A 23,910-nucleotide genomic window follows, 5' to 3' on the forward strand; every position below is an offset into this window, starting at 1 on the left:
TCAGGGGGTCTTGTGCCAGGGGGCGTCGGGGTCAGTGAGGGTGTCGAGTAGGAGTTGGCACCAGGTGACCGCGGCGTTGACGGCGAGGTGGGCGTGTCGGGGGTGGAGTCCGACGCGGGGGCCTGCTGCGCCGTGGCCGGTGCCGTAGCCGCGGTTGCGGAGTTCGCCGAGGCCGGTGGCGATGGTGGTGACGGCGCCGAGGATCTTGCGGACGGCGTCGCTGCCGTCGGGGCCTGGCGAGCTGGTGGAGGGGTGTAGGCCGAGGGCTTGCTGGGCGGCGCGTGCGAGTGCGGGGAGGTCGTCTTTGTCGTTGACTGGGCGGCCGCGTTCGGTGAGTACGACCTTGGCGGTGCTCTCGATGAGTTCCTTGGCGCTGCCGATGGCCAGGGCTGGGTCGTCGATGATCGCGCGCTGGATGCGGTCGAGTTGTTCCTGGATGGCGGAGGGGTCGGTGAGGGCGGCCAGGGACCGCAGCGTCCGAAGTGGGGTGGGGTCGGTGGGCGGGGTGATCCGGCCGGTCGTGGAGTCGACGGTGCAGCCGTCGCGGCGTAAGGAGTGGTGGAAGCGTTGCAGGTCGGCGGTGTCGGGGGCCCATTCGGCGAGCAGTCGCTCGAATGCCCGACAGGCACGGCCGACGTGGGCGGGGTCGGTCCAGTCGACGGATTCGAGGTACTGCTGGGTGGTGGTCCGCCGCACGCTGGAGTCGTCCCAGGTGCAGTCGGGGTTGGGGGCGAAGCCCTCGTCCTGGAATGCGTCGGCGACGCGCCTGTAGCTGCTGATGTCGGTCATGAGCTGGCGGAACTGGCCACGGGTGCTGCGGCTGATCAGATCTTTCACGCTCGGGCCTTGTCCTGGTGGGTTGGTGCCGCGGCCGTGAACTCGGCGTGGGCGGCGGCGACGGCGTCGGGGTGGCGCTGGCGGCGTTCGTGGTCGGCCAGGGCGCGGTAGATGCTGGCCAGGCTGGGGTTGCGGCCCTTGTTCTTGCCGGTGGGGATGATCAGGTCGGGGCGGATGTCCTCGACGGACTCGCCGCGGGCGCGGCGGCGCAGCACGGTGTGCAGCATGTCCTCGGTGATGACCGGCGGGCGTCCGCCGTGGTTTCCCTTGCGGGCGGCGGTGTTGAGTCCTTCGAGGGTGGCTTCGCGGATGTTCTCGCGTTCGGTCTCGGCCATCGCGGCGAAGAACGCGAACAGCATCCGTCCGCTGCCCGACGGGTCGTAGATGCCGGTGAGGGGTCCGGCGAGCATCTCCAGGGCGATGCCGTGGGCGGTGAGGTGGTCGGCCAGCGCGGTGAGCTCGGCGGAGTCGCGGCCCAGTCGCTTCATCTCGTAGACGGTGAGGATGACCCGGCAGTGCGGGGCGTGGGCCTTGATCTGCCGGCAGGTGTCGAGAGCCTTCTCGAACTTGGGACGCACGCGCACGCGGGTGGAGACCTTCTCGGCGAAGACCTTGTCGGCCGGGATGCCGTGCGCGGCCAGCGCGTCGAGCTGGGTGCGCAGCTCCTGGGTGAGGTGCGAGCAGCGGGCGTAGCCGATGCGGATGTCGGCGGCCGGGCGGTCGTCGGGGATCGGCGCCGGGGGCGGGGTGCCCGGCCGCCACGGCTGACCCGGTGAGCGGTCGGCGGGGACGGGCACGCGCAGCAGCTTGGCCAGTCGGGGCACCTTGGTGAACCGGCCGGTGTGGTAGGTGGTGGCGACCGCGCCGGAGCGGGACCGGCACGGCGAACCCGGCTGGACCGCGCAGCGGGGGCACGGGTGCCGCTCGACCTCATCGGCGTCGGACGGGACGGCGGGTTCCAACTCGCTGTTCACCCCGGAATCCTCTCACAAACATTTCTCAAAACTAGGTGGCGACACGGTTTGAGTGAGAACGGGTTGTGAGAGAATAACCGGCCTGCGTAGGCCGTCTCGGAGGTGCTCTCGGCATCCTTCTCGAAATGGATCGTTTTGAGAAGTGACTAGGCCGGATGGCCCTTGTGGAGTCAGTGGATAGCCTTTACTGTTCATCTTTAGTAGAGATTGGCAATTAATCATGGAGGTCGGGTGGACAGCTACGAGGCACTGCGCACCGCAGTGGCGAACAACGACGGACTGCGCAAGACCACGATGGACACGCTCAAGAAGATCCAAGGGGCGGGTCGACTCGGGGTACACGTACGCACCGAGATCAGCCGGGCCCTCGAATCACACGGTCTCGGACACCTACCCCAGGAGCTTCCACCGAACCAGGAGGACGTGGTGCGGCTCTACCTGCTGGGCAGCCCGGTCGCCGACATCATCAAGGCGGTCCTGAACCCTAGCGACCGGGGCGACGAGACTCTCCGGTCCATCGGCGGCTCCGAAGCCGAGGACCTGCTGCGCCAGATCCGGCAGCTCGTCTGTGGCTGACCCCGCGTTTCCCCACTACAAGAAAGGCACTCCCATGACCCTGTACGTCTACGTCGACAACTCCAACATCTGGATCGAGGGCCAACGCATCCAAGCGGTCCGCACCGGCCTGGCCCCCGACGTCCGCACCGCGATGGCACGACAGATCACCGCACCCTGGACCTACGACTTCGGTAAGTTCTACGACTTGCTCTGTCCACCGGACCAGTTCGTGGGCAGATCGATCCTGTTCGGCTCCAGACCACCGGAGAACGACAGCATCTGGCAGAAGGTCCGCGACGCCGACTTCGAGGTGGTGACCTTCGACCGCAGCGTCTTCACCAACAAGGAGAAGCAGGTCGACACCGCCCTGGCCACCAAGATGCTGGAGGACTCCTTCACCTACATGAAGTCCGACAAGGGGGACATGGCAGTCCTGGCCGCCGGTGACGGCGACTTCCTGCCCACGATCCGCTCGTTGCAGGGGCGCGGTCTCGGAGTGCGGGTCGTGTCCTGGAAGCACGCCGTCAGCCGCGAGCTCCGCGACACAGCCGATGAGTTCGTCGAGCTCGACCCTCACTTCGACTACCTGTCCAGGCCGCCGTCTATCTCATGACTGCACCAACGGCCAAGCAGCCGCGTGCGCGGATCGCGCCCCGCCGGTCGAGGTCGAGCAACATCACAGCGTCCTGGCCAGCGGCCAGGACGCTGTGATGAAGGCGCACAGCTGCGGTGCGCTGGCACGGCGGGGTTCCGTGCGACCAACCGGTCAGCTGGCCGGTACGTGCGGCCGCGCATGGTGGTCAACGGCGGCGGAAGCTGTTCTCCGGGCGCCGTTCGGGCATCGAGTTGGGGTGGCTCAGCCTGCCGTTCGAGGCTGTGGCCAACCATCCCGCCCACCTGCCGATGAACTCGTCCAGGTCGTCCACGGTCAGCGGTGTGAACGGCCAGGCAAGCTGCCACTCCGCCATGCCGGTCCACAGTGCCTTGGCCGCCTCCGTGCCGGGGTCGAGGGCAAACGGATCCTGCCGCACCGGCCGGTTGAGCAGGGGCGACACCATGAACGCCGTCTCGAACCACTGGTAACTGCCCTGGCCGGTGGGGGCGGCGTCGCAGAACCACAACGAGTGCTTGCGCCCCTCGTAGCCGTACCTATCGGCCGGGATGAGCAGATCGATCTCGGCGTGCGCGATCACGTCGAAGCCAGGGCGGTCCCACGAACCCCACGCCGATTCCGCCGTCCGCGTGGGACCGGTCAGGGTGAGCACAGCCTGCCCCAAGTGGATCTCCCAGCCGCCACCGCGCACCGCCCGGACGGTGGCTCCCGGGGCGTTACTGGTCAACGCGTCCTTGAAGGCGTCGGCGATCCTGGTGAAGCTGCGCGTGGCCGCCTCGAACAACCCTGCGCGCCGCTGCTGCTCCGACTGCGCCACGGACTCCGCTCGCACCGACGCGGCCTTGCTGACGGCTTGGGCGCGGTTGGACTCCTGCAACGCGGCCAACCCGGGTGAGGCAGCCTGTTCGGCCGCGCGTTCGAGGCGCTTGACCAGGTTCACGGCGTTGGGGCGGGCCTGCGGGGACTTGTACAGACACTCCTCCACCAACGCGGCCAGTACCGCCGGGGCGGACACCAGGTGCGGCACGTCGCCGTGCAGGTGCGCCTCGCGCAGTTCGTGGACGTACCCGCCGGTGAACGGCGGAGCGCCCGACAGCAGTTCGTAGGCGATGCACCCGAAGGAGTAGACGTCGGTGGCGGCGGTGGCACGTTCGTTGCTCCACCGTTCCGGGGCCGCGTAAAGCACGGAGAAGGCACCCTTGCGCGTGTCCGGGGCGGTCGTGGCGTCCGCGTAGCGGGCGATACCGAAATCGGCCAGGCACCAGTGGCCGTCGAGCAGCAACACGTTGCCCGGTTTCAGGTCACGGTGCACGACGCGGCCTTCCAGATCGGCCAGCGTCACCGCGATGTCGCGCAGCACCGCCACGGCCGAGCCGACGTCGAGAGAGCCGTCGACCTGCTTGAGATGTTCTTCCAGAGAGCGTTCCGCGCGTGGCATGACCAGCACCCACGCGTCGTCGGTCTCACCATCGTCGATGATCGGCACGACGTTGCGGACCCCGTCCAGCTCCGCGAACAGCAGTTCGCGCTCCGCGCCAGGCTCCTTCGGCACCAGCTTGACCGCACCGTTCACCCCCGACTCGGAACGCGCCTCCAGCACTTGGCCGTAGCCGCCCCCACCGATCCGGTCGCCGAGCTCCCACACACCGTTCTTGCAGGTAACACGCATCGAACCATCTCCGTTCACACCAGATCCAGAAATGTTAAACACCGGGTCCGACGACGTCGGACCAACGGCGGTCACAAGCCTGGCGAGGGGCGGTCACGGAGCGGGCGGAACCCTTGGCGGGCGTACTCGGCCTCGACCGGGAACTCGTAGGTGCCGTACGGGTTGACGTGTTCCATCAGCGCCGGGGAGACGTGGGCGAGCAGGTCATGGTCGATGCGGCCGCGGCGGGCGGCCAGATGTTCCAGGGCGAGTTCGAGGTAGGCGGTGTTCCAGGTGATGATCGCGTTGACCACCAGCGATAGGCACAGGGCCTGTTCGGTCTGCTGGTCGTGGTGGCGGCGGCGCACCGAGCCCTCGTGGGCGAAGAACAGGTCGCGGCGCAGGCTGTGCAGCGACTCGCCCTTGTTGAGCTGGCGGGTGATACGGCGCCGGTAGGCCTCGTCGGCGAGGTAGCGCAGCGCGTAGAGGGTGCGCTGGAGCCCGCCGAACTCGACCAGGGCCTGGGCGGTGGCCGAGCGGCGGGAGGAGGCGTGCAGCCTGCCGACCACCAGCGAGGCGGTGGTGTGCCCGTACTTCAGGCTGGCGGCCAGGCGCAGCATCTCGCCCCACTGCGACCGGATCAGCCCGACGTTCACGGTTCCGGTGAGCAGCTTTCCCGCGTTGGGGAACGCGCTGGTCAGGTCCTTGCGGGAGCCGAGACGGTGCAGGGTGATGCCGCCCAGGTCGCGGATGCGCGGGGACAGGGTGAACCCGGTCAGGTTGAACAGGGAGAACACGGTAAGGGTCTGGCCGGCGGTGTCGGTGGCGTGCTCGGTGATGGGCAGGTCGGTGGCGTTGCCCAGGATCTCGTCGAGCACGTAGACGGCTTTGCGGTCGGTGACAGGGATGACCTTGGTGCCGTAGGTGGTGTGCTGGTCGGAGACGTGGGTGTAGGTCGACACGCCCTCGTCGACGAAGTACCGCGACATCGCCCGCGCGGTCAGGCTTTTGCCCCGCATCGGGAACCGCTGTCCGTCTGAGGACGACATCGTCCCGCCGCCCCACACGCTCGACAGCGGCAGCGTGTGGTGGTGATCGACGATCGCGGCGTTCGCCGCACGCAGCGTGTCCTCGCGTAGGTACCACTCGGTGGTCCAGGCCAGGGTGTCGTAGGAGATGCCGGAGGCCTCGGACATGGCGGTCAGGCCGAAGTTGCAGGCCTGCGCGAGGATGGCGGCGTAGAGGTTGCGCCGCAGCTGCGGGTCGCGGTGGGTCTTCCCACCGGCGTGGGTGAGCCGGTCCGACCACGACGACCAGCGGTCGACCTCAATGAGCAACTCGGTCAGCTGCGGGCGCGGCAGCAGGTCCACCAGCTGCAGGCGCAGCTGCTCGACCGCGTCGGGCACCGCCATCGCCGACAGCCTGGAGACGACGACCTCGCCCTTGTCGGTCATCCGCACCGGCCCGTCCCCACCGGTCAGCAGCGGCTCCAACTCGCCCAGCGCGGCGCGCAACTGCTCGCCAACCCGCTCCAACGCCTCGTCCGCGCTCGGCGGGACGTCGACCAGCGCGCAGTACTCCGCCCGCATCCCCTCCCACTTCCCAGGCGGGAGCAGCAGGGTGGTCGGGTCGGCGTAGCGGCGCGAACCGGGCACCCACACGTCCCCCGAGCGCAGCGCGTCGCGCAGGCCCAACAACGTGCACAGCTCCCAGTAGTGCCGGTAGGCGGTGGCATTGCCGGTCTTGCGCGCGTGGTCGAGGTAGCCCCGCCAGCGGGTCGGCACGAACTGCGCCCGCGCCCCGTCCGGCACCTTGCGCCCGCCCTTCGCGTACAACTCCCGCAACACCTCCACCGCCTCGACCAGCGGCTTCGCCTCGGCCGAGCCGACGAACTCCAGCGCGGCGACAACGTGCGGGGCGAACTCCCGCAGGTAGGCGAAGCTGGCGTCGATCAGCGCCAGGTGCCCGTGGTCGCGCTGCAACCGGTCGCGCGGGTCACGCCGCGCCGCCCGCAGCCGGTCCATCCCGATCCCGCGCCGCAGACGGTCGCCGACCTCGACGTCGGCGACCGTCTCGTCCACCGCCACCGCGAGGATCTCCTCCAACAGGTCCAGCTTCCGCTCCGATGCCTTGGCCCGCGCGACCAACAGCTCATCGAGCCTGCGGCGGGCCCGGCCCTCCGTCCCGGAGACGGCCTGGTCGAACATCTGCACCAACTCGTCGAGCACCTCCACCGAACACTCCGCCACCGTCGCCAGCAGCACCGGGAACCTCGTGTCCTCCCCACGGCGGGCCAGCGCCTGGTTGCTCGCGCGCCGCCCCACCCCGGCCAACCTGCGCCGTCGCGCCTCCGGCAGCCCCGACAGGTCCAGCCGGTGCGCGTCCAACCCGCGCAGATAGCGCAGCTTGTCCAGCTCGCCCCGGATCGCCATCGGCGAGGCACTGGTCGCGCCGCGGTGCAGCCACGCCAGCCGGGAGACCGACATGCCCTCCTCGACCACCAGCAGCCCGTCCAACTCCGCACGACGCGCCCCGGACAGCAGGTGCTCCACCCGCCCGAACACCTCGCCCACGGCGGAGCGACGGACGGTGGCGATGTGCTCCATCAGCGAGACCACACCCGGCCGCACGACCTTCGCCGAGTGCAGGTACTCGCACCCCAACCGGAACAGCACGCTCGGCGCGTCGTGCTCGATCGCCCGCGCCAGCAGGAACTCCTCCAAGTCCTTCCACTCCGCCCGGCCCGCGGTATGCCACCCCAACCGGTCCGCGACCACCCGCAGATGCTCCGTGCGGGTCTGCGCACGGGCTCCGTAACCGGCCAGGTCCGCGATCGGGATCCCCAACTGCACCCCGACCCTGTTCGCCGCGGCCGCCGGCACCGCGGCGACGTCATCGGGCACGAACCCCAACCAGGGCAACGTGCACAGCTGGATCGCCATCCCGATCCGGTTGCTTGTGCCCCGGGCCGCGCCCTCCAACCATGCTCGGTCGTCCGAGCCGAGGGTGAAGTGACGGATCAACTCGTCCCGGCCCAACTCCTCCGGCCACGACCGCAGCCGCCTGATCTCCGCATCGGAGAAGAACTTCGTCGACACCGCCACACCACCCGTCTAGAAGATCAACGACGGGCACATCCTCACGACGCTCTCGCAGCAGACGGAGCCGGGGCCTCACCGGCCTACCTTGCCTCCACGAGCCATCTCGCAGTTCTGACCAGCGCTAACACGGCCAATCGTTGTTTTTCGGCGCGCGCGACCGAGAGGCCGACCACGTCACCCGGATGTCCGCCGTGGGCAGCCTGGCGTGGCCGGTGGACAACGCCACCAGCTCCAGTGATCCGCCGCAGCGGGCGCAGTCTCCTTGCGGAGACCAGGCGCTGCGCCGGGGTGTCAGCTCAGGGCGGCGTCGGACATGGTCAACGTGCCGTTGTCGGCGTCCAGGACCGCCTCGGCGCCCAGTGGGACCGTCAACTGGCCCGGGCAGTGGCCGAAGCCCAGCTCCCACACCATCGGCAGCCCCAGCCCGCCGAGCAGGTCCTCCACGACCCGGTCGATCTCGGCTAGGTCGCCGCAGCGCGCCCAGGAGCCGAGGGCGACGCCGGAGACGCTGGTGAACCAGCCCGCGCGCAGCAGTTGGGTGAGCATCCGGTCGATCCGGTACGGGGCCTCGCCGACGTCCTCCAGCAGCAGGATCGCGCCGTCCGGGGGTGGGAAGAAGTTCGCCGCGCCCAGGTTGGCGGTGATCAGGGACAGGTTGCCGCCCACCGTCACGCCCTCGGCGACACCGTGGCCCGCGGTGGCGGTGTTCGGGCCGATGAGCCGCTTGACGCTCTCCGGGTAGAACAGCGTGTCCTGCAGGTGCCGCTGCGCGTCGGCGTCGAACAGCGGTCCGGCGATCATCGGCGCGAACAGCGTCACCACGTCGAGCGCGGCGCCCACCGCGTCGTGCAGGACGGTGGTGTCGCTCGAGCCCGCGAGGATCTTGGGACCGGCGGCGGCCATGGCGTCCCAGTCGAGCAGGTCGAGGACCCGCTGGCTGCCGTACCCGCCGCGCGCGCACAGCACGGCCGCGACCTCCGGGTCGCACCAGGCCGCCTCGAAGTCCGCGGCGCGGTCGACGTCGCGACCCGCCAGGTAGGGCAGCGTCGGGTGCCGGTCGAGCACGTGCGGGGCGAGCTTGACCGTGAGGTCCCAGGACTCCAGCACGGCCACGCCCGCGGCCAGCAGGTCGGGGTCGACTGGGCCCGCCGGGGCGACCACGGCCACCGTGGAGCCGCGGCGCAACCGGGCGGGACGGGTCCGGGTCACCGGTGCAGCTCCAACTCCGGGGCGTCGGTGGCGAAGCCGAACACCTGGCCGAAGAACGACAGCTCGGCCTCGTGCGCGGCCGTGATCGACTCCGCCCGGCGGAACCCGTGCTGCTCACCGGCGAAGGTCAGGTACGCGTGCGGGACGCCGGTGCCGTCCAGCGCGGCGACGAACCGGTTCGCCTGCTCCGGCGGGCACACCTCGTCCTCCAGGCCCTGCAGCAGCAGCACCGGACCGGCGAGCCGGTCGACGTGGTTGAGCGGCGAGCGCTCGGCGTAGCGGTCGCGGTGCTCGGGCAGCGTGCCGACCAGGCCCTCGATGTAGCGGGACTCGAAGTCGTGGCTCTCCGCACCGCCGTCGGCCCACGGCGACAGGTCCAGGATCGGGTAGCTGATCGCCGCGCAGGCGAACACGTCCACGCTGGTGATCGCCGCCGCCGAGGTCCAGCCCCCGGCGCTGCCGCCCCGGATGGCCAGCCGCGCGCGGTCGGCGGTCCCCTCCGCGGCCAAGGCGAGGGCGACGGTGGCGCAGTCCTGCACGTCGACGACGCCCCACTGGCCCTTGAGCACCTCGCGGTAGGCGCGGCCGCGGCCGGTGGAACCGCCGTAGTCCACGGCCACCACACCGAGGCCGCGGCTGGTGAAGTACGCGATCCCCAGGTTCAGCGCCGGGGTGAACTGGCTGGTGGGGCCACCGTGCGCGATCACCACGTACGGCGGCAGCTCACCCTCGGGCGCGCCGTACTCGGGGTTGGCGGGCGGGAACACGTAGGCGGGGATCTGCCTGCCGTCCGCACTCGCGAAGAGCCGCTGCTGGGCCACCGGCAGGTACGCCGCGGCGGGCAGCCCGTCACTCGTGGAGAACTCGACCTGCTCACCGGTGGACAGGTCCAGCCGCACCGCGGTCAGCTCGTGCCGGGTGCTCGCCGCCCGACCGACCACGACACCGTCGGGCCCGGCCGTGACGTCGGACCAGAGCGGGAAGTCGCTGTCCAGGTCGGTGATCGTCCCGGTGCGCTCGTCGAGGACGGCGGGCCCGCCCGCGCGCAGCACCAGGAACCGGCCCCGGCCCAGCTGGGCGAACCAGCTCGTGCCCAGCAGCCACATCGGGCCGCCCAGCTCCTCCTCGACCGGCGCCAGGTTGGTCGCCACGCCGTCGAGGCCGATCCGGTACAGGTTCCACCAGCCGGTCGGGTCGGTCAGCGCCAGCAGCGAGTCCGGCGCCTCCCACTCGACCTGGCAGACCGCCTCGCGGCGCCCGCCCGCGACCACGCGGTGCGGGCCGAGGGTGCCGTCGTCGAGCACCGCGGCCACGCACAGCTCGGTGCCGTCCCACGGCATGTCCGGGTGGTCCCAGCCCAACCAGGCGGCGTTGCGGCCGTCGGGGGAGAGCTTGGGCGCGGTCATGAAGTGGTGGCTCGCGCCCAGCACCCGGGTGGCGCCGCCGTCGAGCGGCACGGCGACCAGGTCGCGGCGCACGTCGGTGGACCCGTCGCCGGTGACGCTCTCCCGGACGCACCACACCTCGGCGTCGCCCGGTCCGGGCTGCAGGTCGGCGTAGCGCAGCCCGTGGTGGCGCTCGGGCTCGGGGGTGACCGGCGTCGGGGTGTCCGCGCCGGGTTCGAGCAGGTACACCCGCTGGTCGTCCCAGTTGGTGAACAGCACCCGCTCGCCGAGCACGACGTAGGGCTTCCCGCCGTACTCCTGCACCCGGTTGCGCATGTTCCACGGGGCGGGCAGCACTTCGCGCACGCCGTCGGGGCCGTGGCGCAGCAGGCGCACCCGACCGCCCTCGGCGGGGACGCTCTCGCCCCACCACACCTCGTCCCCGTGCGCTCGGACCCACGAGGGGGTGTTGCCCGAGCGCGCGACAGCCGCCGCGCTGACCGGGGAGGGCCACGTACCGTAAGGAGCGATCTTCACCACAGGCAGGACCCTACCGACTCCTGGTCGGCGGCCCGATACGGTGGACCCGCGCGGCGACACCGGCGGGCACGGCCTGCTCGTCGCGGCGAAGTCCCATAAGGTCGGAGGTGCCATGGCCCGTGTCATCCACGTCTTCCGTCAGCCCGACCGCTTCGTAGCCGGAACGGTCGGGCAGCCCGGCGACCGCGTCTTCTACCTGCAGGCTGTCGAGAGCGCCCGCACGGTCAGCGTGACGATCGAGAAGCAGCAGGTCGCGGTCCTCGCCGAGCGCATCGGCTCGCTGCTGGAGGAGGTCCACCGCCGCTTCGGCGCGGAGGTCCCCGACGACGTCCCGCAGGAGGTGGTCGACGCCGACCCGCTGCAGGTGCCGGTCGAGGAGGAGTTCCGGGTCGGCACCATGGGCCTGGGCTGGGACGCCGAGACCCGCGCGGTGGTCATCGAGCTGCTCGCCGCCACCGAGGGCGAGGTCGACGAGTCGGTCGTGCTCGACGACACCGACGAGGGCCCGGACGCGGTCCGGGTGTTCCTCTCCCCGGTCGAGGCGCGCGCCTTCGCCGAACGCGCCGACCGGGTGGTCAACGCCGGCCGCAAGCCGTGCCCGCTGTGCGCGGAGCCGCTGGACCCGGCGGGCCACGTCTGCCCCCGGCAGAACGGGTACCGCCGCAGCGAAGAGACCTGACCCGCGGTGCTGCCCACCGACCCGGACGCCGGGGAGCTCCTGCTGCGCGGGTCGCTGGAGGTCGAGGGACGCCTCGTCGACGCCTCCAACGCCACCCTGTTCTGCGCCATCGAGGCCGACGGCGTGGCCGCCCAGTGCGTGTACAAGCCGGTGCGCGGCGAGCGGCCGCTGTGGGACTTCCCCGACGGCACCCTCGCCGGGCGCGAGGTCGCGGCGTACCTGGTGTGCCGTGCGGCCGGGCTGGACCTGATCCCGCCGACGGTGCTGCGCCCCGGTCCGTTCGGTCCCGGGATGGTGCAGCTGTGGGTGGACACCAAGGAGGGCGACGACCTGGTCGACGTCCTCGCCCCGGACGAGCTCCCGCCGGGCTGGCGGCCGGTCCTGCGCGCGCACGACCGCCACGGCGACCCCGCGGTGCTGGCCCACTCCGACGTCGAGCCGGTCGCGTTGATGTCGGCGGTGGACGTCGTGCTCAACAACGCCGACCGCAAGGGCGGCCACGTCCTGCACGGCACCGACGGCGGCGTGTACGGGGTGGACCACGGCATCTGCCTGCACCAGGAGAACAAGCTGCGCACGGTGCTGTGGGGCTGGGCGGGGGAGGCCCTGCCCGACCCGGCCGTCGAGGCCCTGCACACCCTGGACGCGGCGTTGCGGGGTCCGTTGGCGGACACGCTCAACGAGCACATCACCCGGCGGGAGGTGGCCGCCCTGCGGTCCCGGACCAAGGCGCTGCTGGCCGCCCCGGTCTACCCGGTGCCCGACGAGGACGGCCGCCCCATCCCGTGGCCGGCGTTCTGACCGGCGCTACGACAGCGGGTACGGCAGTACGTAGGCCTCGACGCGCACGAAGCTGTAGCCCGCGTTGACGGCGTCGGCGTAGCCCTGGGCGGTCGCGGTGGACAGGTTGTCCTGGGTGACCGGGTTCCACAGGGTGTACAGGGGGACCGTGCCGTTGGCCTGGTACGGAAAGGCGTAACCCTCCACGCGCACCCGGACGTAGCCCGCCACGACCGCCGACCAGTTGCCGTCAGGGCTCGCCGCGAGGAAGTTGTCACCGCGACCCGCGTGCCAGTACTGGTACAGCGCGACGGTTCCCTGCACGGGGAAGATGAACGCGTTGCCCTCCATGGAGCGCTGCCGGTAACCGGAGTTGCGGGCGTCGGAGTCACCGGCGAGGGTGCCCGAGACCATCGCGTCGCCGCGATCGGGGTTCCACCAGGTCACCAACCAGGTGACACCGGGCGGGTTCTGGGCCGCGGCGGTGGCGGGCGCGGCGACCGACAGGGAGAGCAGGCAGGCCAGCACGGTCGCGATGCGACGGAACCGGCGGCGAGTGCGCGAAGTGGACACACCCGGCATCTCGACCACAGTGGAATGTCCGTTTCGCCCTGTCACCCGATCAGCCCAACGCCCGCCTGGTCAGAGCCCCTGTGCTCAGGCGCCCCACCGCGCGAACGCCTCCCGCACGTCGCGGGGTGAGTGCTCCAGCGCGGCCCGGTCGGGTTCGGCCGCGGTGACGCGCGGCAGGTGGATGATCAGGTCGTAGGCGTCCGCGGCGTTCGACTCGACGTAGAAGGTGCCGAAACGCTGGTGCGCCACGGCCCGGACGGCGCTCAGGTCGGCGGGGGACAGGGTGCGCAGGTCGGTCGCGAAGGGGCCGTCGTGGCAGGAGGCGGCCATGAGGGCGTCGAGGCTGCCGGGCCGGGGCACGTCCATCTCCTCGAAGAGGGTGCCCCCGAAGAAGTCGGTGCTCAGGGTTTGCCCGGTACCCGTGGTCGTGCCGATGACGAGGTAGTCCGCGCCCAACCGGTCGGCGAGGTGCGTACCCGCCGTCGCGGCCGGGGCCAACCCGGGCATGGCGACCGGGCCGCGGTGCAGGTGTCCGTTGTGGGCGGCCAAGACGACGCGGTCCTCCCGGCGCAGGATCCAGTCGACGGTGTCGGCGATCGCGGCCTCGCGGGTGAGCATCATGGCGCGCTGGTCGCCGCGGGCCAGTTCGCGGAAGACGGCGTCGAGTGCGACGGTCAGGTGCAACGACTGGAGAGCGCGGTCGTAGCCGGTGGCGCGGCGGGGGTAGTCGGTGCGGTGGGCCGTCATCCGGGCGGTGAGGTCGGCCAGGCCCGCCGTGAGCGCGTTCCTGGCCCCGACCGGGAGATCGCCGTAAGCGGCGAAGGTGGCGGGGATCGCGAACGCCGAGCTCGCGGCGAAGGCGGCGGCCGTCTCGCGGATTGCGGGATCGGGCACGAACCCCGGGTCCGCGCGCGCCAGGTAGGCGTACACCGCGTCGATGCCGGGCAGCAGGGACGCGTTCGAGCCCGGGGTGTCGATGCCGTACAGGCGGGGGGTCTCGTGGTGCTGCCGCATCCACCGCAGGTGCTCGCCCATCGGCGTCCACAGCCCCATGAGCGATGTCATGCCCTCGGCCATGACCCGGCCGAGCTCGTCCGCACCGCCCTGGATCCACCTGTCGACCTGAACACCCTCGACGAAGCCTGACTCCACGGCGTACGCGCCGAACCCGTGCCGCTCGACCAGGTAGCGCAGCAGGCGGTGGCGGAGTTGGTAGGACTCGCGGTTGTAGTGCGCGCTCTCGCCGATCGCCACCACGCGGGCGTCGCCGATGGCCGCGCCCAGCCAGTCGAGGTCGTCGAGCGGGTCTGCGGGCTCGAGCGTGCGCAATCGCGTCACCGCTCGCTCGCTCAGCTGGTCCACTGCCATCGCGCCCCCGTTTCCATTTTTGGAAACGGTATCAGATGTGGGATCATGGCGGCGTGGACACGCTTGACCTGCTGCTGCACCCGGTTCGCCTGCGCGTCGTGCACACCTTCTCCGGTGACCGCACACGCACGACGACCGACCTGTGCGTCGCGCTGCCCGACGTCCCCAAGACCACCGTGTACCGGCACGTCGGACTGCTGGCGGACGCGGGCGTGCTGGAGGTCGTCGACGAGCGGCGGGTGCACGGCGCCGTCGAGCGCCACTACCGGTTACGCCGCGACCAGGCGGGCATCGACGCCGAACTGGCCGCGGCGATGTCACCCGCCGACCACCGCCGCGGGTTCGCCGCGGCCATGGCGGCCCTGCACGCGGAGTTCAACGCCTACCTCGACCGCGAAGGCGCCGACCCGACCGCCGATTCCGCGGGCTACCGGCAGGCCACCCTGTGGCTGAACCAAGACGAACTCGCCGGGATGATCACCGTCCTGCGCGGCCTGTTCGCCGATCTGGCGGACAACGAGCCCACCCGCGGGCGCAGCCCCTACCTGGTGAGCCCGATCTTCTTCCCGACCGGGGGACCGCCCGCGAGCGGCTGACCACCCCCGCACCGTCCAATGTGGATGGCGGTCGGGCCGGCGCACCCGAGACTTCCCCTCCGACGGCGCGCCGCGCGCCGCCCGGACGGGTGATCTCGCTAGCGTGGCCGCCGTGCGCTCCAACGACTACGGCGACATCCTCTCCGGCAGGCCGCGCAAGCAGGTCCCGGAGGTCACCGCCGAGACCGGTCTCGTGGTGGAGGACCCCGCCAGTGGCTTCTGCGGGGCGGTGGTGCGGTTCGAGTACGGCAACGTGGTGCTCGAGGACCGGCACGGCCGCCACCGGCTCTTCCCGCTGACCCCGGCCGGGTTCCTCGTCGACGGCCGCCCGGTGACCCTGGTGCGCCCCAAGGCCGCCGCGCCGACGGCGCGCACGGTGTCGGCTTCGGGGTCGGTGCGGGTGGACGGGCTGCGGGCCCGCACCGCGCGGGAGAGCCGGATCTGGGTGGAGGGCATCCACGACGCCGAGTTGGTCGAGCGGGTGTGGGGGCACGACCTGCGAGTGGAGGGCGTGGTCGTGGAGCCGCTGCAGGGCATCGACCACCTCGCCGAGCGGGTCGAGGAGTTCGGCACCGGACCCGGTCGGCGGCTGGGTGTGCTGGTGGACCACCTGGTCGCCGGCAGCAAGGAGTCCCGCATCGTCGACGCGCTCGGCGACGAGAATGTCCTGGTCACCGGCCACCCCTACGTCGACGTGTGGGAGGCGGTCAAACCCTCGGTCCTCGGGATCGCGGCCTGGCCCCGGGTCCCGCGCGGCGTAGCGTGGAAGGACGGGGTGTGCGCGGCCCTGGGCTGGGGCGACCCGGCCGACGGGTGGCGGCGGGTGCGTGCCGCGGTCACCGGGTTCCGCGACCTCGAACCGCCGCTGGTCGGCGCGGTCGAGCGGTTGATCGACTTCGTCACCGACCCCGGCGGGGAGATCGGGTGATCGACCCCGCGACCCGCGGGTGATCTGCGAGGATGGCGACATGGCGGCACTGATCTGGCTCATCGGCGGGGTGCTGCTGATGGTGGCGGAGGTCCTCTCCGGCGACTTCGTGCTGCTGATGCTGGGCGCCGCCGCGCTGGGGGGCGCGGGAGCGGAGTACCTGTTCGGCAACGCGGGCATCAGCGTGGCGGTGTTCTCCCTGGTGGCACTGGGGTTGACCACGGTCGCGCGGCCGGTCCTCAAGCGGCGCCTGCACGGCGCGCACGTGCCGGACAACGTCGCCGCGCTGGTCGGCGCGACGGCGACGGTGACCGTGTCGGTGGACCAGCACGGTGGGCGGGTGAAGCTGCGCGGCCAGGAGTGGTCGGCGCGCACGCTCGACGCCACCCAGGTGATCGAGCCGGGCACCGCGGTGACCGTCATGGAGATCTCGGGAGCGACCGCGGTCGTGTGGGCGGACCACGCCTGAACCCGGTCGGAGTTGGAGGAGACAGATGAGCGTGCCGTTGATCGTGACGATCGTGGTGGCGCTGTTCGTGCTCACGGTCGTACTGAAGTCGATCAAGGTGATCCCGCAGGCGCAGTCCGCGGTGATCGAGCGGCTGGGCCGGTTCCGGACGGTGGCCGAACCGGGCCTGAACTTCCTGGTCCCGTTCTTCGACCGGATCCGGGCCAGGATCGACCTGCGCGAACAGGTGGTCTCGTTCCCGCCGCAGCCGGTGATCACCCAGGACAACCTGACCGTCTCGATAGACACGGTCGTCTACTTCCAGGTGACCGACTCGCGCGCCGCGGTCTACGAGATCGCCAACTACATCATCGCCGTGGAGCAGCTGACCACGACGACCCTGCGCAACGTCGTCGGCGGGATGAGCCTGGAGGAGACCCTCACCTCCCGCGACCACATCAACGGCCAGCTGCGCGGCGTCCTCGACGAGGAGACCGGCCGCTGGGGCATCCGGGTGGCCCGGGTCGAGCTCAAGGCGATCGACCCGCCACCGTCCATCCAGGACTCGATGGAGAAGCAGATGCGCGCCGACCGCGAGAAGCGCGCGATCATCCTCACCGCGGAGGGCCAGCGCGAGGCGGCCATCAAGACCGCCGAGGGCCAGAAGCAGAGCCAGATCCTCTACGCCGAGGGCGCCAAGCAGGCCACCATCATGGCCGCCGAGGCCGACCGGCAGTCCCGCATCCTCAAGGCCCAGGGTGAGCGCGCCGCGCAGTTCCTGCAGGCGCAGGGCCAGGCCAAGGCCATCGAGAAGGTGTTCGCCGCGATCAAGGCGGGCCGCCCGACCCCGGAGGTGCTGGCCTACCAGTACCTGCAGACCCTGCCGGAGATGGCCCGCGGCGACGCGAACAAGGTGTGGATGATCCCCACCGACTTCGGCAAGGCGCTGGAGGGCTTCGCCCGCCAGTTCGGCATCAAGAGCGACGACGGCGTCTTCCGCTACGAGGCCCCCACCGAACCGGCCGCCACCACGTCCGCGTCCGACGACGACGTGGAGGACTGGTTCGACACCTCCACCGACCCCAAGATCGCCGAAGCGGTCCGCGCGGCCGAGGCGGTGGCCCGCAAGGAGGTCGACGCCCCGCTGGTGCCGCCGGTCCCTCCCGTCCCGCCGGTGCCGTCCCTGCGGGCGCCCGAGCCGACCCCGGCACCCACCCCGCAGCAGCCCGACGTGGAGCGGACGGTGGCGATCACCCCGCCGCCGCGCCCCGACCTCAGGTAGCCGTGAAGGCAGCCATGACAGCGAACGGCCCCGGTGCGCATGCCGCACCGGGGCCGTTCGTCATCACGCGCGGGTCATCCGATAGGTGAAGTACTCGGCCGTCCAGTCGTCACGGGTGTGCGTGGCGGTGGCGAGGGTCTCGCGCCGCAGCCCGGTCTTCTCGGCCTGGGCGTGCAGGTGCCCGATGTCCCCGGACGTACCGAAGAAGATCAGCACACGGCCGCCGTCGGCGAGGTGCTCGTCCAGACCGGCGAAGAAGGCGTTCATCGCCCGGTAGCCGTGGTCGGTGATCGCGGCCTCCACCGGCGAACACGGCTCGAACCAGCGGAACGGCGGATCGAAGACCACGAGATCGAACCGCCCCTCCACGGCGGAGTAGACATCACTGTGCCGAACGACGACATTGCCCAACCCGTTCCGCTCCACATTGGCCCGCGCGGCCTCGACGGCAGCAGGATTGACATCAACGGCCACCACCTCACCGGCGGTCCGGGCGGCGAGCACGGCGTTGACACCACAGCCAGTCCCCATGTCCAGGACACGATCACCGGGACGCACCTCGGCCAACACGGCCTCGCCGAGCAGGTGGGAGACACCGGTGATGGGGTGCACGTCCCCAGGGATCACCAGAAACGCGCCGAGGTAGTCGAGGGCCAACTCACTCTGGTAGGCGGAGTCGATGACGACGCTCGCGTGCCAACGGCGAATCCGCTCGGCATGCTCGGCATCCATAGTGGGCTCATGCTCCATGGCAGACAACGCTAGCCACAAACCCCACACCCCTCCACCCATTTAGCCGACCACTACCCCACGCCGCCAATCCACCGAGAACACAACCTCACAACCCACCCCAAGGAAACACCCTCGCAAACCTCCTCCATTCACCACAAAAACCCGCCCCAAAGCACCCCCAATCCGTTCAGGCACAACAAACCCACCCCCCAGACCAACTCTCCCCCTGCATTCCATACGCAGCCAAAACACGGCCTGCGGGTCTTTGTCAAGGTACTCTTTCCCGCCTTGACAAAGACCCGCAGGCCGTAGTGATAATTGGCGTAGGGGATTCAGGGCCCCGGGTGGGTCACGCTCCACAGGCAGCACGTACGCCCCAGGCAGCGCATACACATGGGCTGCCCGATTTACAAGCAGGGCTCGATCTAGTGAACTCGCTTCGTGTGGGGCCCCTAGAGCACCGCGGTGGAGAGAAAAGGGCAGGGTAAGGGCATCCCCACCCACGGCAAGTTTAGCGGTGCTCTCCCCCCACACGAAGCGAGTCCACTAGATCGAGCATCCGTAGCGGGCGTTGCGTTCCAGCGCAGTCGGCCTAACCGCTGCGGTTTGCTGGGGGAAGGGATTTGCTTCGGTGTCGGTGTGGTCGGCCTATCCGCTGCGGCACCAGCGGGGTGGGGATCTAATTGCGTTCCAGCGGAGTTGGCCTATCCGCTGCGGTTGTGGGCGGGGCGGCCGCAGGGTTTGCTCCAGGTGAGAGATTAAGCCGGGATCGTTACCCTGGCTTCGGTGAAAGCTCGCGCTGCCGCCACTACCTGAGCTTCCTGCTCCACCTTCTTCCGTACCGCCGTAGACAGCTTCTCGAACGGCTCGACAGTCACCTCCAGCCGCTTCCCTGCCGCCTTGGTGCGCCAGATCCCGGCGATCTCACCGCCAGCGAGGATCGCGCCTGGGTTGCTGATCATGCGCCACAGGCTCTTGCGGCGGGCCTCGTCAGGGACCAGCAGTTCGCGGTCGCGGGCTTGGAGCAGGGGGTCCAGTGGGGGGATGAGTCGCACGAGGTCCGGGGTGGGTGGGGTGCGCAGGTCGGGGAGGTCGCGTTCGTGCAGGTGGCGCGTCTTGCGCTCGACGGTGACCTCGACCAGGTCCGTGGGCCAGGCCGGTTTGGCCTGGGTCTGGGTGGTTTCCAGGAATCCCGCTGCCTCGCCGGGGCCGGCCGGGCCGTGGAGGTGGAGGTAGTTCTCGATCACCGGGGTGGGGTCGCCGGGGGAGTCGGGTACCGGGTGGCGCGGTGTCAGCGGGGTGAGCGTGGTCGGGCGGGATTCGGCGTGGACCTCGACGCCCGCGGCCAGGCCGATCAGTTGGAACAGGCTGCCGTAGATGTGGGTCGCCTTGCAGACGGTGCAGTCGTAGGAGTACGGGGCGGGCAGTCGGGCGGTGATCTCGGTGCTGACCTGTCCGCGTGATTTCTCGGTGTCGACCACGTCGCGCAAGGCCGTCGCGGCTGTTGTGTAGGCGGTCAGGCCGGAGACGCCCGCTTGCTTGAAGGACCTGCCCGAAGCGCCGAGTCGGGTGATGGCGTCGGCGTCGGTGCGGGGCCACAGGGCCTTGGCGAGCGCGGCCAGATCGGTTCGGCGGAGCAGGTGTGGTGCGCCGCGGTGGGCCCAGACCGTGGTCAGGGAGTCGTCATCGAGTGCGGTGCCCTCGGGCAGCCGGGCGGCGAGCGCGACCCGGGGTGATCGGGCGCCCGCGTCCTGGATGCCGAGGTCCAGGACGGTCAAGTCGCTCGCGGTGGTGGCGTCGCGGTGCAGGCCTTGGCGGGCGAAGCGGTAGGCGAGGACTTGCGCGCGGGTCACGTCCATGGCGCCATTGTGGTCACTCGCCGACGCTCAATCGATGCGGATCACCACGTGCGCGGTCACCGGGCCCGGGGTGGCCCCGCAGCTCGCGGCGCGGTCGGGGGTGAGGGTTCGGGGGGCCACCGTCACCCGCCAGCCGCGGCCGTCGACGTGGCCGACCTGGACCCGCCAGTGGCCGTCGTCGTCGCGTTCGGGGTCGCGCACCCGCAGCACGTCGGGGTGGGTGGTGTGGGTCAGCTCCCGGACGGCGATCTCGGCGGCCTGCCCGGCCGGGTGCCAGGTGGACCGGCCGCGGCAGCGGTCGGTGACCACGGTGGTCTCCGACAGCAGGGCGCGCGCCCGAGGCAGGTCGAGTCCCCCGTAGGCGTAGCCGGTGGGGAGCAGCAGGCCGGTCGCGGCGAAGCGGTGACCGCCGATGTGCGAGCACTCCCAGACGGCCTCGCCGTGGGTGGCGGCCAGGTCGACGGCGACCGGTCTGCCCAGCACCGCGCAGCAGACATCGCGGCGGCCGTTGGTGCAGACCAGCAGCATCGGCGAGGTGACCCGCTCACCGAAGGCGCCTGCCTCGCCCGCGCCCGCGGCGGCGAAGTCGAGGTCGAGCAGCTGTTTGGGGTCGGCGAAGGTGTCCCGGCGCAGGAACGAGCGGCCCGGCGCGGTGTGGGCCAGGTAGACCCGGCGGGGGACCGGTCGGTGCCGGTCGGGGTGCGGTCCGGGGCGGCGGATCAGCAGCACCCGCACCCCGGTGCCGGCGGCGCGCTCGGCCAGCTCCGCGGCGAGCCCGGCGTCCAGGTGGCTCTCGCGCGCGGCGTCGCGGCCCCACGGGCCGGGTTGCTCCACGCACAACCAGGTCGCCGCGGTGGCCGCGGTGCCCGCGTGGGGTTCGTCGAGCGCGCGCGACACCGCGGAGCACGCGGTGGCGGGCAACGCCGGGGGAGGGGTCGCCATCCGCACAAGGCTCTCATGGGAGGTACCGCCGATCGAGTGCACCCACGACATCGGCCGAGTGAAGATCAGGAACCGGCCGCCGCCCTGGTCAGCCGCTGCGCCATGCCCGCCACCCGCGCCACCAGCTCCGGCGGCTCGCGCACCTGGAACTCGCAGCCGATCAGCGACACCCACACCGCCAGCCCGTCGAGGGAGTTCGCGCCCGCGCGCAGCGTGCAGGAGTGCTCGTCGATCGGCTCGAGCACGCCGGAGGTAGGGCTGATGTGCTCGGCCGCCTCGTCCACCGGCAGCCGCAGGGTGATCACGGCCTGGTGCCGGTAGGCCGCGTTGGACAGCCCGTAGCTGGTGTACGCGGCCAGATCGGCGTCGGGCGGGTCGCGCGGGGCGAACCGGGGACCGGTCGGGGTGCGCGGGGTGAGCCGGTCGACCCGGAAGGTGCGCCAGTCGTCCCGGTCGAGGTCGAAGGCCACCAGGTACCAGCGGCGCCCGGTGTGCACCAGCCGCAACGGCTCCACCCGGCGCAGCGTCTCCCCGCCGTGGTGGTCGCGGTAGTCGAACCGCAGGACCTCGTGGTCGCGGCAGGCCCCGGCCAGCGCCGACAGCGTGGCCGCGTCCACCGTCGGCCCGCGCCCGCGCAGCGGCACCATCACCGACTGCAACGCGTTCACCCGGTTGCGCAGCCGGGCGGGCAACACCTGCTCCAGCTTCGCCAACGCCCGCACCGAGGTCTCCTCGATACCGGCCACCGTGCCCGCCGCGGCGGTGCGCAACCCGACGGCGACGGCCACCGCCTCCTCGTCGTCGAGCAGCAGCGGGGGCAGCGCCGCGCCCGCGCCCAGCCGGTAGCCACCCGCGGTCCCGGTCACCGCGTGCACCGGGTAGCCCAGCGACCGCAGCTTGTCCACGTCGCGCCGCACGGTCCGGTCGGTCACCCCGAGCCGCTCGGCCAGGTCGGCACCCGACCAGTCACGCCGGGTCTGCAACAGCGACAGCATCCGCAGCAACCGGGCCGAGGTCTCCAACATGCCCCCAGTCTGGCACCGGTTGCGGACAGGACCCGTCCGCAACGTGGCCTAGGCTCGGCGCCGTGACCGACCTGCTCACCGGCCGCGCCCTCAACCGCGCCCTGCTCGCGCGCCAACTGCTGCTCCGCCGCGCCCCGATGACCGCCACCGCGGCGATCGACCACCTGGTCGGCATGCAAGCCCAGGCACCCCACCCGCCCTACGTCGGGCTGTGGTCACGGCTGGCGGACTTCGACTTCACCGAACTGTCGGACCTGCTGCGCACCCGCCAGGTCGTGCGGATCGCGCTGATGCGCTCCACCATCCACCTGGTCACCGCCGCCGACTGCCTCCCGCTGCGCGCCCTGCTGCAACCGGTGCACGACCGAGGCTTCCGCGGCGCGGCGGGCAAGTCCCTCGCCCACCTCGACCACGACGCCATCGCCGCGGCGGGCGCCGACCTGCTCACCACCGAACCGATGACCTTCGCCGAACTCGGCAAGCGCCTGGCCCCGCACTGGCCCGACGCCGACCCCGCCCGCCTGGCCACCCTCGTGCGCGTCCGGGTCCCGCTCGTCCAGGTCCCGCCACGCGGCCTGTGGGGACACAGCGGCCAGGCCCGGCACACCCCGGCCCGCGCCTGGCTGGGGGAGGGGAGCCCAGCGCCGATGACCGTCGACGACCTCGTCCTGCGCTACCTCGCCGCCTTCGGCCCCGCCACCCCGGCCGACGCCCAGGCGTGGTCCGGGCTCACCGGCCTGCGCGAGGTCTTCGACCGCCTGGCGCCGCGCCTGCGCGCGTTCACCGACGAGACCGGCCGCGTCCTGCACGACCTGCCCGACGCCCCGCGCCCCGACCCGGACACCCCGGCCCCGGTGCGGCTGGTCGCCGACTTCGACAACCTGATCCTCGGACACGCCGACCGCTCCCGGGTGATCGCCGACGAGCACCGCGGCCCGGTGATCATGGGCACCGGCAACGGCGTCGTCCGCGCCACCGTCCTGCTCGACGGCCGGGTCGCGGCGATGTGGCGGGTCGAACGAACCCGCGGCACCGCCACGGTCCTGGTGGAGCCCTTCGGCCGGATCACCGCCGGCGACCGGCACGCCGTCGAGGCCGAGGCGCACCGGCTGCTCGCCGCGACCGACCCGACCGCGACGAGCACCGGCGTCCGCCTCGGCTAGCCGGTCACCAGCACGAGGGTGAACCCGTCGTAACCCTTGCTGCCCACCGTCTGCACCGCGGTGGCGTCCACCCGCGGCTCGGCGGCGATCAGCTCGTGCAGCTCCCGGGTGCCGACCACCCCCGGGTCGGTGCTGTCGGCCTCCACGATCGCCCCGCCGCGCACCACGTTGTCCACCACGATCACCGAACCCGGGCGGGTCAGCCGCAGCGCCCACCGGAAGTAGTCGGGGTTGCTCGGCTTGTCGGCGTCGACGAACACCAGGTCGAACGGCTCCTCCTCGAGCAGCGCGGGCAACGAGTCCAGCGCCGCCCCGGTGCGCACCTCCGCGACCTCGGCCAACCCGGCCGCGGCGAGGTTCGCCCGCGCCACCTCGGCGTGCTTGGCGTCGTATTCCAGCGACACCAGCCGCCCGCCTGCGGGCAGCGCCCGACCCAGCCAGATCGTGCTGTACCCGCCCAGGGTGCCGATCTCCAGGATCCGCCGGGCGCCGTGCACCCGGGCCAGCAGGTTGAGCAGCTTGCCCTGGTTGGGGGCCACCGCGATCCGCGGCAGCCCGGCCTCGTCGCTGCGCCGCAGGGCGTCCTCGAGCACCGGGTCCCCGGGCAGCAGGACGGAGCAGAGGTAGTCGTCGACATCGGTCCACTGTGTCTGTTCGCTCACGCCGCCAC

At 71.5% G+C, this 23,910-nt stretch carries 22 protein-coding genes; 9 read left to right on the forward strand and 13 right to left on the reverse strand.

Annotated features, from left to right (window positions below; all coding sequences use genetic code 11):
• The gene (locus tag QSK30_RS04015) at window positions 1-837 is read right to left on the reverse strand and encodes an abortive infection family protein (RefSeq protein WP_285499626.1); all 837 of its coding nucleotides are present in this window, start codon (window positions 835-837) and stop codon (window positions 1-3) included.
• Window positions 834-1,811, reverse strand: coding sequence for a recombinase family protein (locus tag QSK30_RS04020; RefSeq protein WP_285499627.1), 978 nt, complete (start codon window positions 1,809-1,811; stop codon window positions 834-836). The genes QSK30_RS04015 and QSK30_RS04020 overlap by 4 nt, the downstream gene beginning before the upstream one ends.
• 231 nt (window positions 1,812-2,042) lie before the next feature.
• Between QSK30_RS04020 and QSK30_RS04025 the strand changes: the two genes are divergently transcribed.
• Complete coding sequence (locus QSK30_RS04025; protein ID WP_285499628.1) at window positions 2,043-2,387, forward strand: hypothetical protein; 345 nt, start codon at window positions 2,043-2,045, stop codon at window positions 2,385-2,387.
• Window positions 2,388-2,421: 34 nt separating this feature from the next.
• Complete coding sequence (locus QSK30_RS04030; protein ID WP_285499630.1) at window positions 2,422-2,982, forward strand: NYN domain-containing protein; 561 nt, start codon at window positions 2,422-2,424, stop codon at window positions 2,980-2,982.
• A 187-nt stretch (window positions 2,983-3,169) separates the two neighbouring features.
• On the opposite strand, the gene QSK30_RS04035 is transcribed toward QSK30_RS04030, so the two are convergent.
• The 4 genes from QSK30_RS04035 to QSK30_RS04050 form a co-directional block, all read right to left on the reverse strand.
• Window positions 3,170-4,651, reverse strand: coding sequence for a protein kinase domain-containing protein (locus tag QSK30_RS04035; protein WP_285499632.1), 1,482 nt, complete (start codon window positions 4,649-4,651; stop codon window positions 3,170-3,172).
• Window positions 4,652-4,722: 71 nt separating this feature from the next.
• Complete coding sequence (locus tag QSK30_RS04040) at window positions 4,723-7,728, reverse strand: Tn3 family transposase (protein WP_285499633.1); 3,006 nt, start codon at window positions 7,726-7,728, stop codon at window positions 4,723-4,725.
• A gap of 294 nt (window positions 7,729-8,022) precedes the next feature.
• Window positions 8,023-8,940 (reverse strand): S66 peptidase family protein, encoded by a 918-nt coding sequence (locus QSK30_RS04045; RefSeq protein ID WP_285499635.1) that lies wholly within the window; start codon window positions 8,938-8,940, stop codon window positions 8,023-8,025.
• Window positions 8,937-10,865 carry a prolyl oligopeptidase family serine peptidase gene (locus tag QSK30_RS04050; protein ID WP_285499637.1) on the reverse strand — a complete coding sequence of 643 codons (1,929 nt, stop codon included), beginning with the start codon at window positions 10,863-10,865 and terminating at the stop codon, window positions 8,937-8,939. Before QSK30_RS04050 ends, QSK30_RS04045 begins: the two co-directional genes overlap by 4 nt.
• A 112-nt stretch (window positions 10,866-10,977) precedes the next feature.
• Here QSK30_RS04050 and QSK30_RS04055 point away from each other — a divergent pair, with 112 nt between their 5' ends.
• Entirely contained in the window at window positions 10,978-11,544 is a 567-nt protein-coding gene (locus QSK30_RS04055; protein ID WP_285499639.1) for a DUF3090 domain-containing protein, read from the forward strand.
• 6 nt (window positions 11,545-11,550) lie between these two features.
• A complete protein-coding gene (locus QSK30_RS04060; RefSeq protein ID WP_285499641.1) occupies window positions 11,551-12,345 on the forward strand; it encodes an SCO1664 family protein in 795 nt (264 codons plus the stop codon).
• Window positions 12,346-12,351: 6 nt separating this feature from the next.
• On the opposite strand, the gene QSK30_RS04065 is transcribed toward QSK30_RS04060, so the two are convergent.
• Complete coding sequence (locus QSK30_RS04065) at window positions 12,352-12,942, reverse strand: hypothetical protein (protein ID WP_285499642.1); 591 nt, start codon at window positions 12,940-12,942, stop codon at window positions 12,352-12,354.
• Between the two features lie 39 nt (window positions 12,943-12,981).
• Entirely contained in the window at window positions 12,982-14,265 is a 1,284-nt protein-coding gene (locus tag QSK30_RS04070; protein WP_285499644.1) for an erythromycin esterase family protein, read from the reverse strand.
• 53 nt (window positions 14,266-14,318) lie between these two features.
• Here QSK30_RS04070 and QSK30_RS04075 point away from each other — a divergent pair, with 53 nt between their 5' ends.
• From QSK30_RS04075 to QSK30_RS04090, 4 genes are all read left to right on the forward strand, one after another.
• Window positions 14,319-14,861 carry a helix-turn-helix domain-containing protein gene (locus tag QSK30_RS04075; RefSeq protein ID WP_285499646.1) on the forward strand — a complete coding sequence of 181 codons (543 nt, stop codon included), beginning with the start codon at window positions 14,319-14,321 and terminating at the stop codon, window positions 14,859-14,861.
• 112 nt (window positions 14,862-14,973) lie between these two features.
• Window positions 14,974-15,789, forward strand: coding sequence for a DUF3097 domain-containing protein (locus tag QSK30_RS04080; RefSeq protein ID WP_285499648.1), 816 nt, complete (start codon window positions 14,974-14,976; stop codon window positions 15,787-15,789).
• 40 nt (window positions 15,790-15,829) lie between these two features.
• Complete coding sequence (locus tag QSK30_RS04085) at window positions 15,830-16,258, forward strand: NfeD family protein (RefSeq protein WP_285499649.1); 429 nt, start codon at window positions 15,830-15,832, stop codon at window positions 16,256-16,258.
• 25 nt (window positions 16,259-16,283) lie between these two features.
• Window positions 16,284-17,519 carry an SPFH domain-containing protein gene (locus QSK30_RS04090; RefSeq protein WP_285499651.1) on the forward strand — a complete coding sequence of 412 codons (1,236 nt, stop codon included), beginning with the start codon at window positions 16,284-16,286 and terminating at the stop codon, window positions 17,517-17,519.
• A 63-nt stretch (window positions 17,520-17,582) separates the two neighbouring features.
• Here the strand turns inward: QSK30_RS04090 and QSK30_RS04095 are convergent, their stop codons facing one another.
• The 4 genes from QSK30_RS04095 to QSK30_RS04110 all read right to left on the reverse strand — a co-directional run bounded on the left by QSK30_RS04095 (window position 17,583) and on the right by QSK30_RS04110 (window position 22,077).
• Window positions 17,583-18,269, reverse strand: a complete 687-nt coding sequence (locus QSK30_RS04095) for a methyltransferase (protein ID WP_285499653.1) — start codon at window positions 18,267-18,269, stop codon at window positions 17,583-17,585.
• Window positions 18,270-19,009: 740 nt separating this feature from the next.
• Window positions 19,010-20,110, reverse strand: a complete 1,101-nt coding sequence (locus QSK30_RS04100; RefSeq protein WP_285499655.1) for a winged helix DNA-binding domain-containing protein — start codon at window positions 20,108-20,110, stop codon at window positions 19,010-19,012.
• A gap of 27 nt (window positions 20,111-20,137) precedes the next feature.
• Window positions 20,138-21,052: a ferredoxin family protein gene (locus tag QSK30_RS04105; protein WP_285499657.1), complete on the reverse strand. Its 915-nt coding sequence runs from the start codon at window positions 21,050-21,052 to the stop codon at window positions 20,138-20,140.
• 65 nt (window positions 21,053-21,117) lie between these two features.
• Entirely contained in the window at window positions 21,118-22,077 is a 960-nt protein-coding gene (locus QSK30_RS04110) for a helix-turn-helix transcriptional regulator (RefSeq protein WP_285499659.1), read from the reverse strand.
• A 62-nt stretch (window positions 22,078-22,139) separates the two neighbouring features.
• On the opposite strand from QSK30_RS04110, the gene QSK30_RS04115 reads away from it, so the two are divergent.
• On the forward strand, window positions 22,140-23,240 hold the full coding sequence (locus tag QSK30_RS04115) for a winged helix DNA-binding domain-containing protein (protein ID WP_285499662.1): 1,101 nt from the start codon (window positions 22,140-22,142) through the stop codon (window positions 23,238-23,240).
• On the opposite strand, the gene QSK30_RS04120 is transcribed toward QSK30_RS04115, so the two are convergent.
• On the reverse strand, window positions 23,237-23,902 hold the full coding sequence (locus tag QSK30_RS04120; RefSeq protein WP_285499664.1) for an O-methyltransferase: 666 nt from the start codon (window positions 23,900-23,902) through the stop codon (window positions 23,237-23,239). The two genes, QSK30_RS04115 and QSK30_RS04120, sit on opposite strands and share 4 nt — an antisense overlap.
• Window positions 23,903-23,910: the final 8 nt, after the last annotated feature.

It is taken from the genome of Actinokineospora sp. NBRC 105648 (genome assembly GCF_030269645.1).
Classification (GTDB): Bacteria; Actinomycetota; Actinomycetes; order Mycobacteriales; family Pseudonocardiaceae; genus Actinokineospora.

Bases quoted from the DNA above. Each gene is read 5' to 3' on its own strand.
- QSK30_RS04030 (WP_285499630.1), top strand. From the start codon at position 2,422: ATGACCCTGTACGTCTACGTCGACAACTCCAACATCTGGATCGAGGGC.
- QSK30_RS04035 (WP_285499632.1), bottom strand. From the start codon at position 4,651: ATGCGTGTTACCTGCAAGAACGGTGTGTGGGAGCTCGGCGACCGGATC.
- QSK30_RS04055 (WP_285499639.1), top strand. From the start codon at position 10,978: ATGGCCCGTGTCATCCACGTCTTCCGTCAGCCCGACCGCTTCGTAGCC.
- QSK30_RS04070 (WP_285499644.1), bottom strand. From the start codon at position 14,265: ATGGCAGTGGACCAGCTGAGCGAGCGAGCGGTGACGCGATTGCGCACG.
- QSK30_RS04085 (WP_285499649.1), top strand. From the start codon at position 15,830: ATGGCGGCACTGATCTGGCTCATCGGCGGGGTGCTGCTGATGGTGGCG.
- QSK30_RS04090 (WP_285499651.1), top strand. From the start codon at position 16,284: ATGAGCGTGCCGTTGATCGTGACGATCGTGGTGGCGCTGTTCGTGCTC.
- QSK30_RS04095 (WP_285499653.1), bottom strand. From the start codon at position 18,269: ATGGAGCATGAGCCCACTATGGATGCCGAGCATGCCGAGCGGATTCGC.
- QSK30_RS04100 (WP_285499655.1), bottom strand. From the start codon at position 20,110: ATGGACGTGACCCGCGCGCAAGTCCTCGCCTACCGCTTCGCCCGCCAA.
- QSK30_RS04105 (WP_285499657.1), bottom strand. From the start codon at position 21,052: ATGGCGACCCCTCCCCCGGCGTTGCCCGCCACCGCGTGCTCCGCGGTG.
- QSK30_RS04110 (WP_285499659.1), bottom strand. From the start codon at position 22,077: ATGTTGGAGACCTCGGCCCGGTTGCTGCGGATGCTGTCGCTGTTGCAG.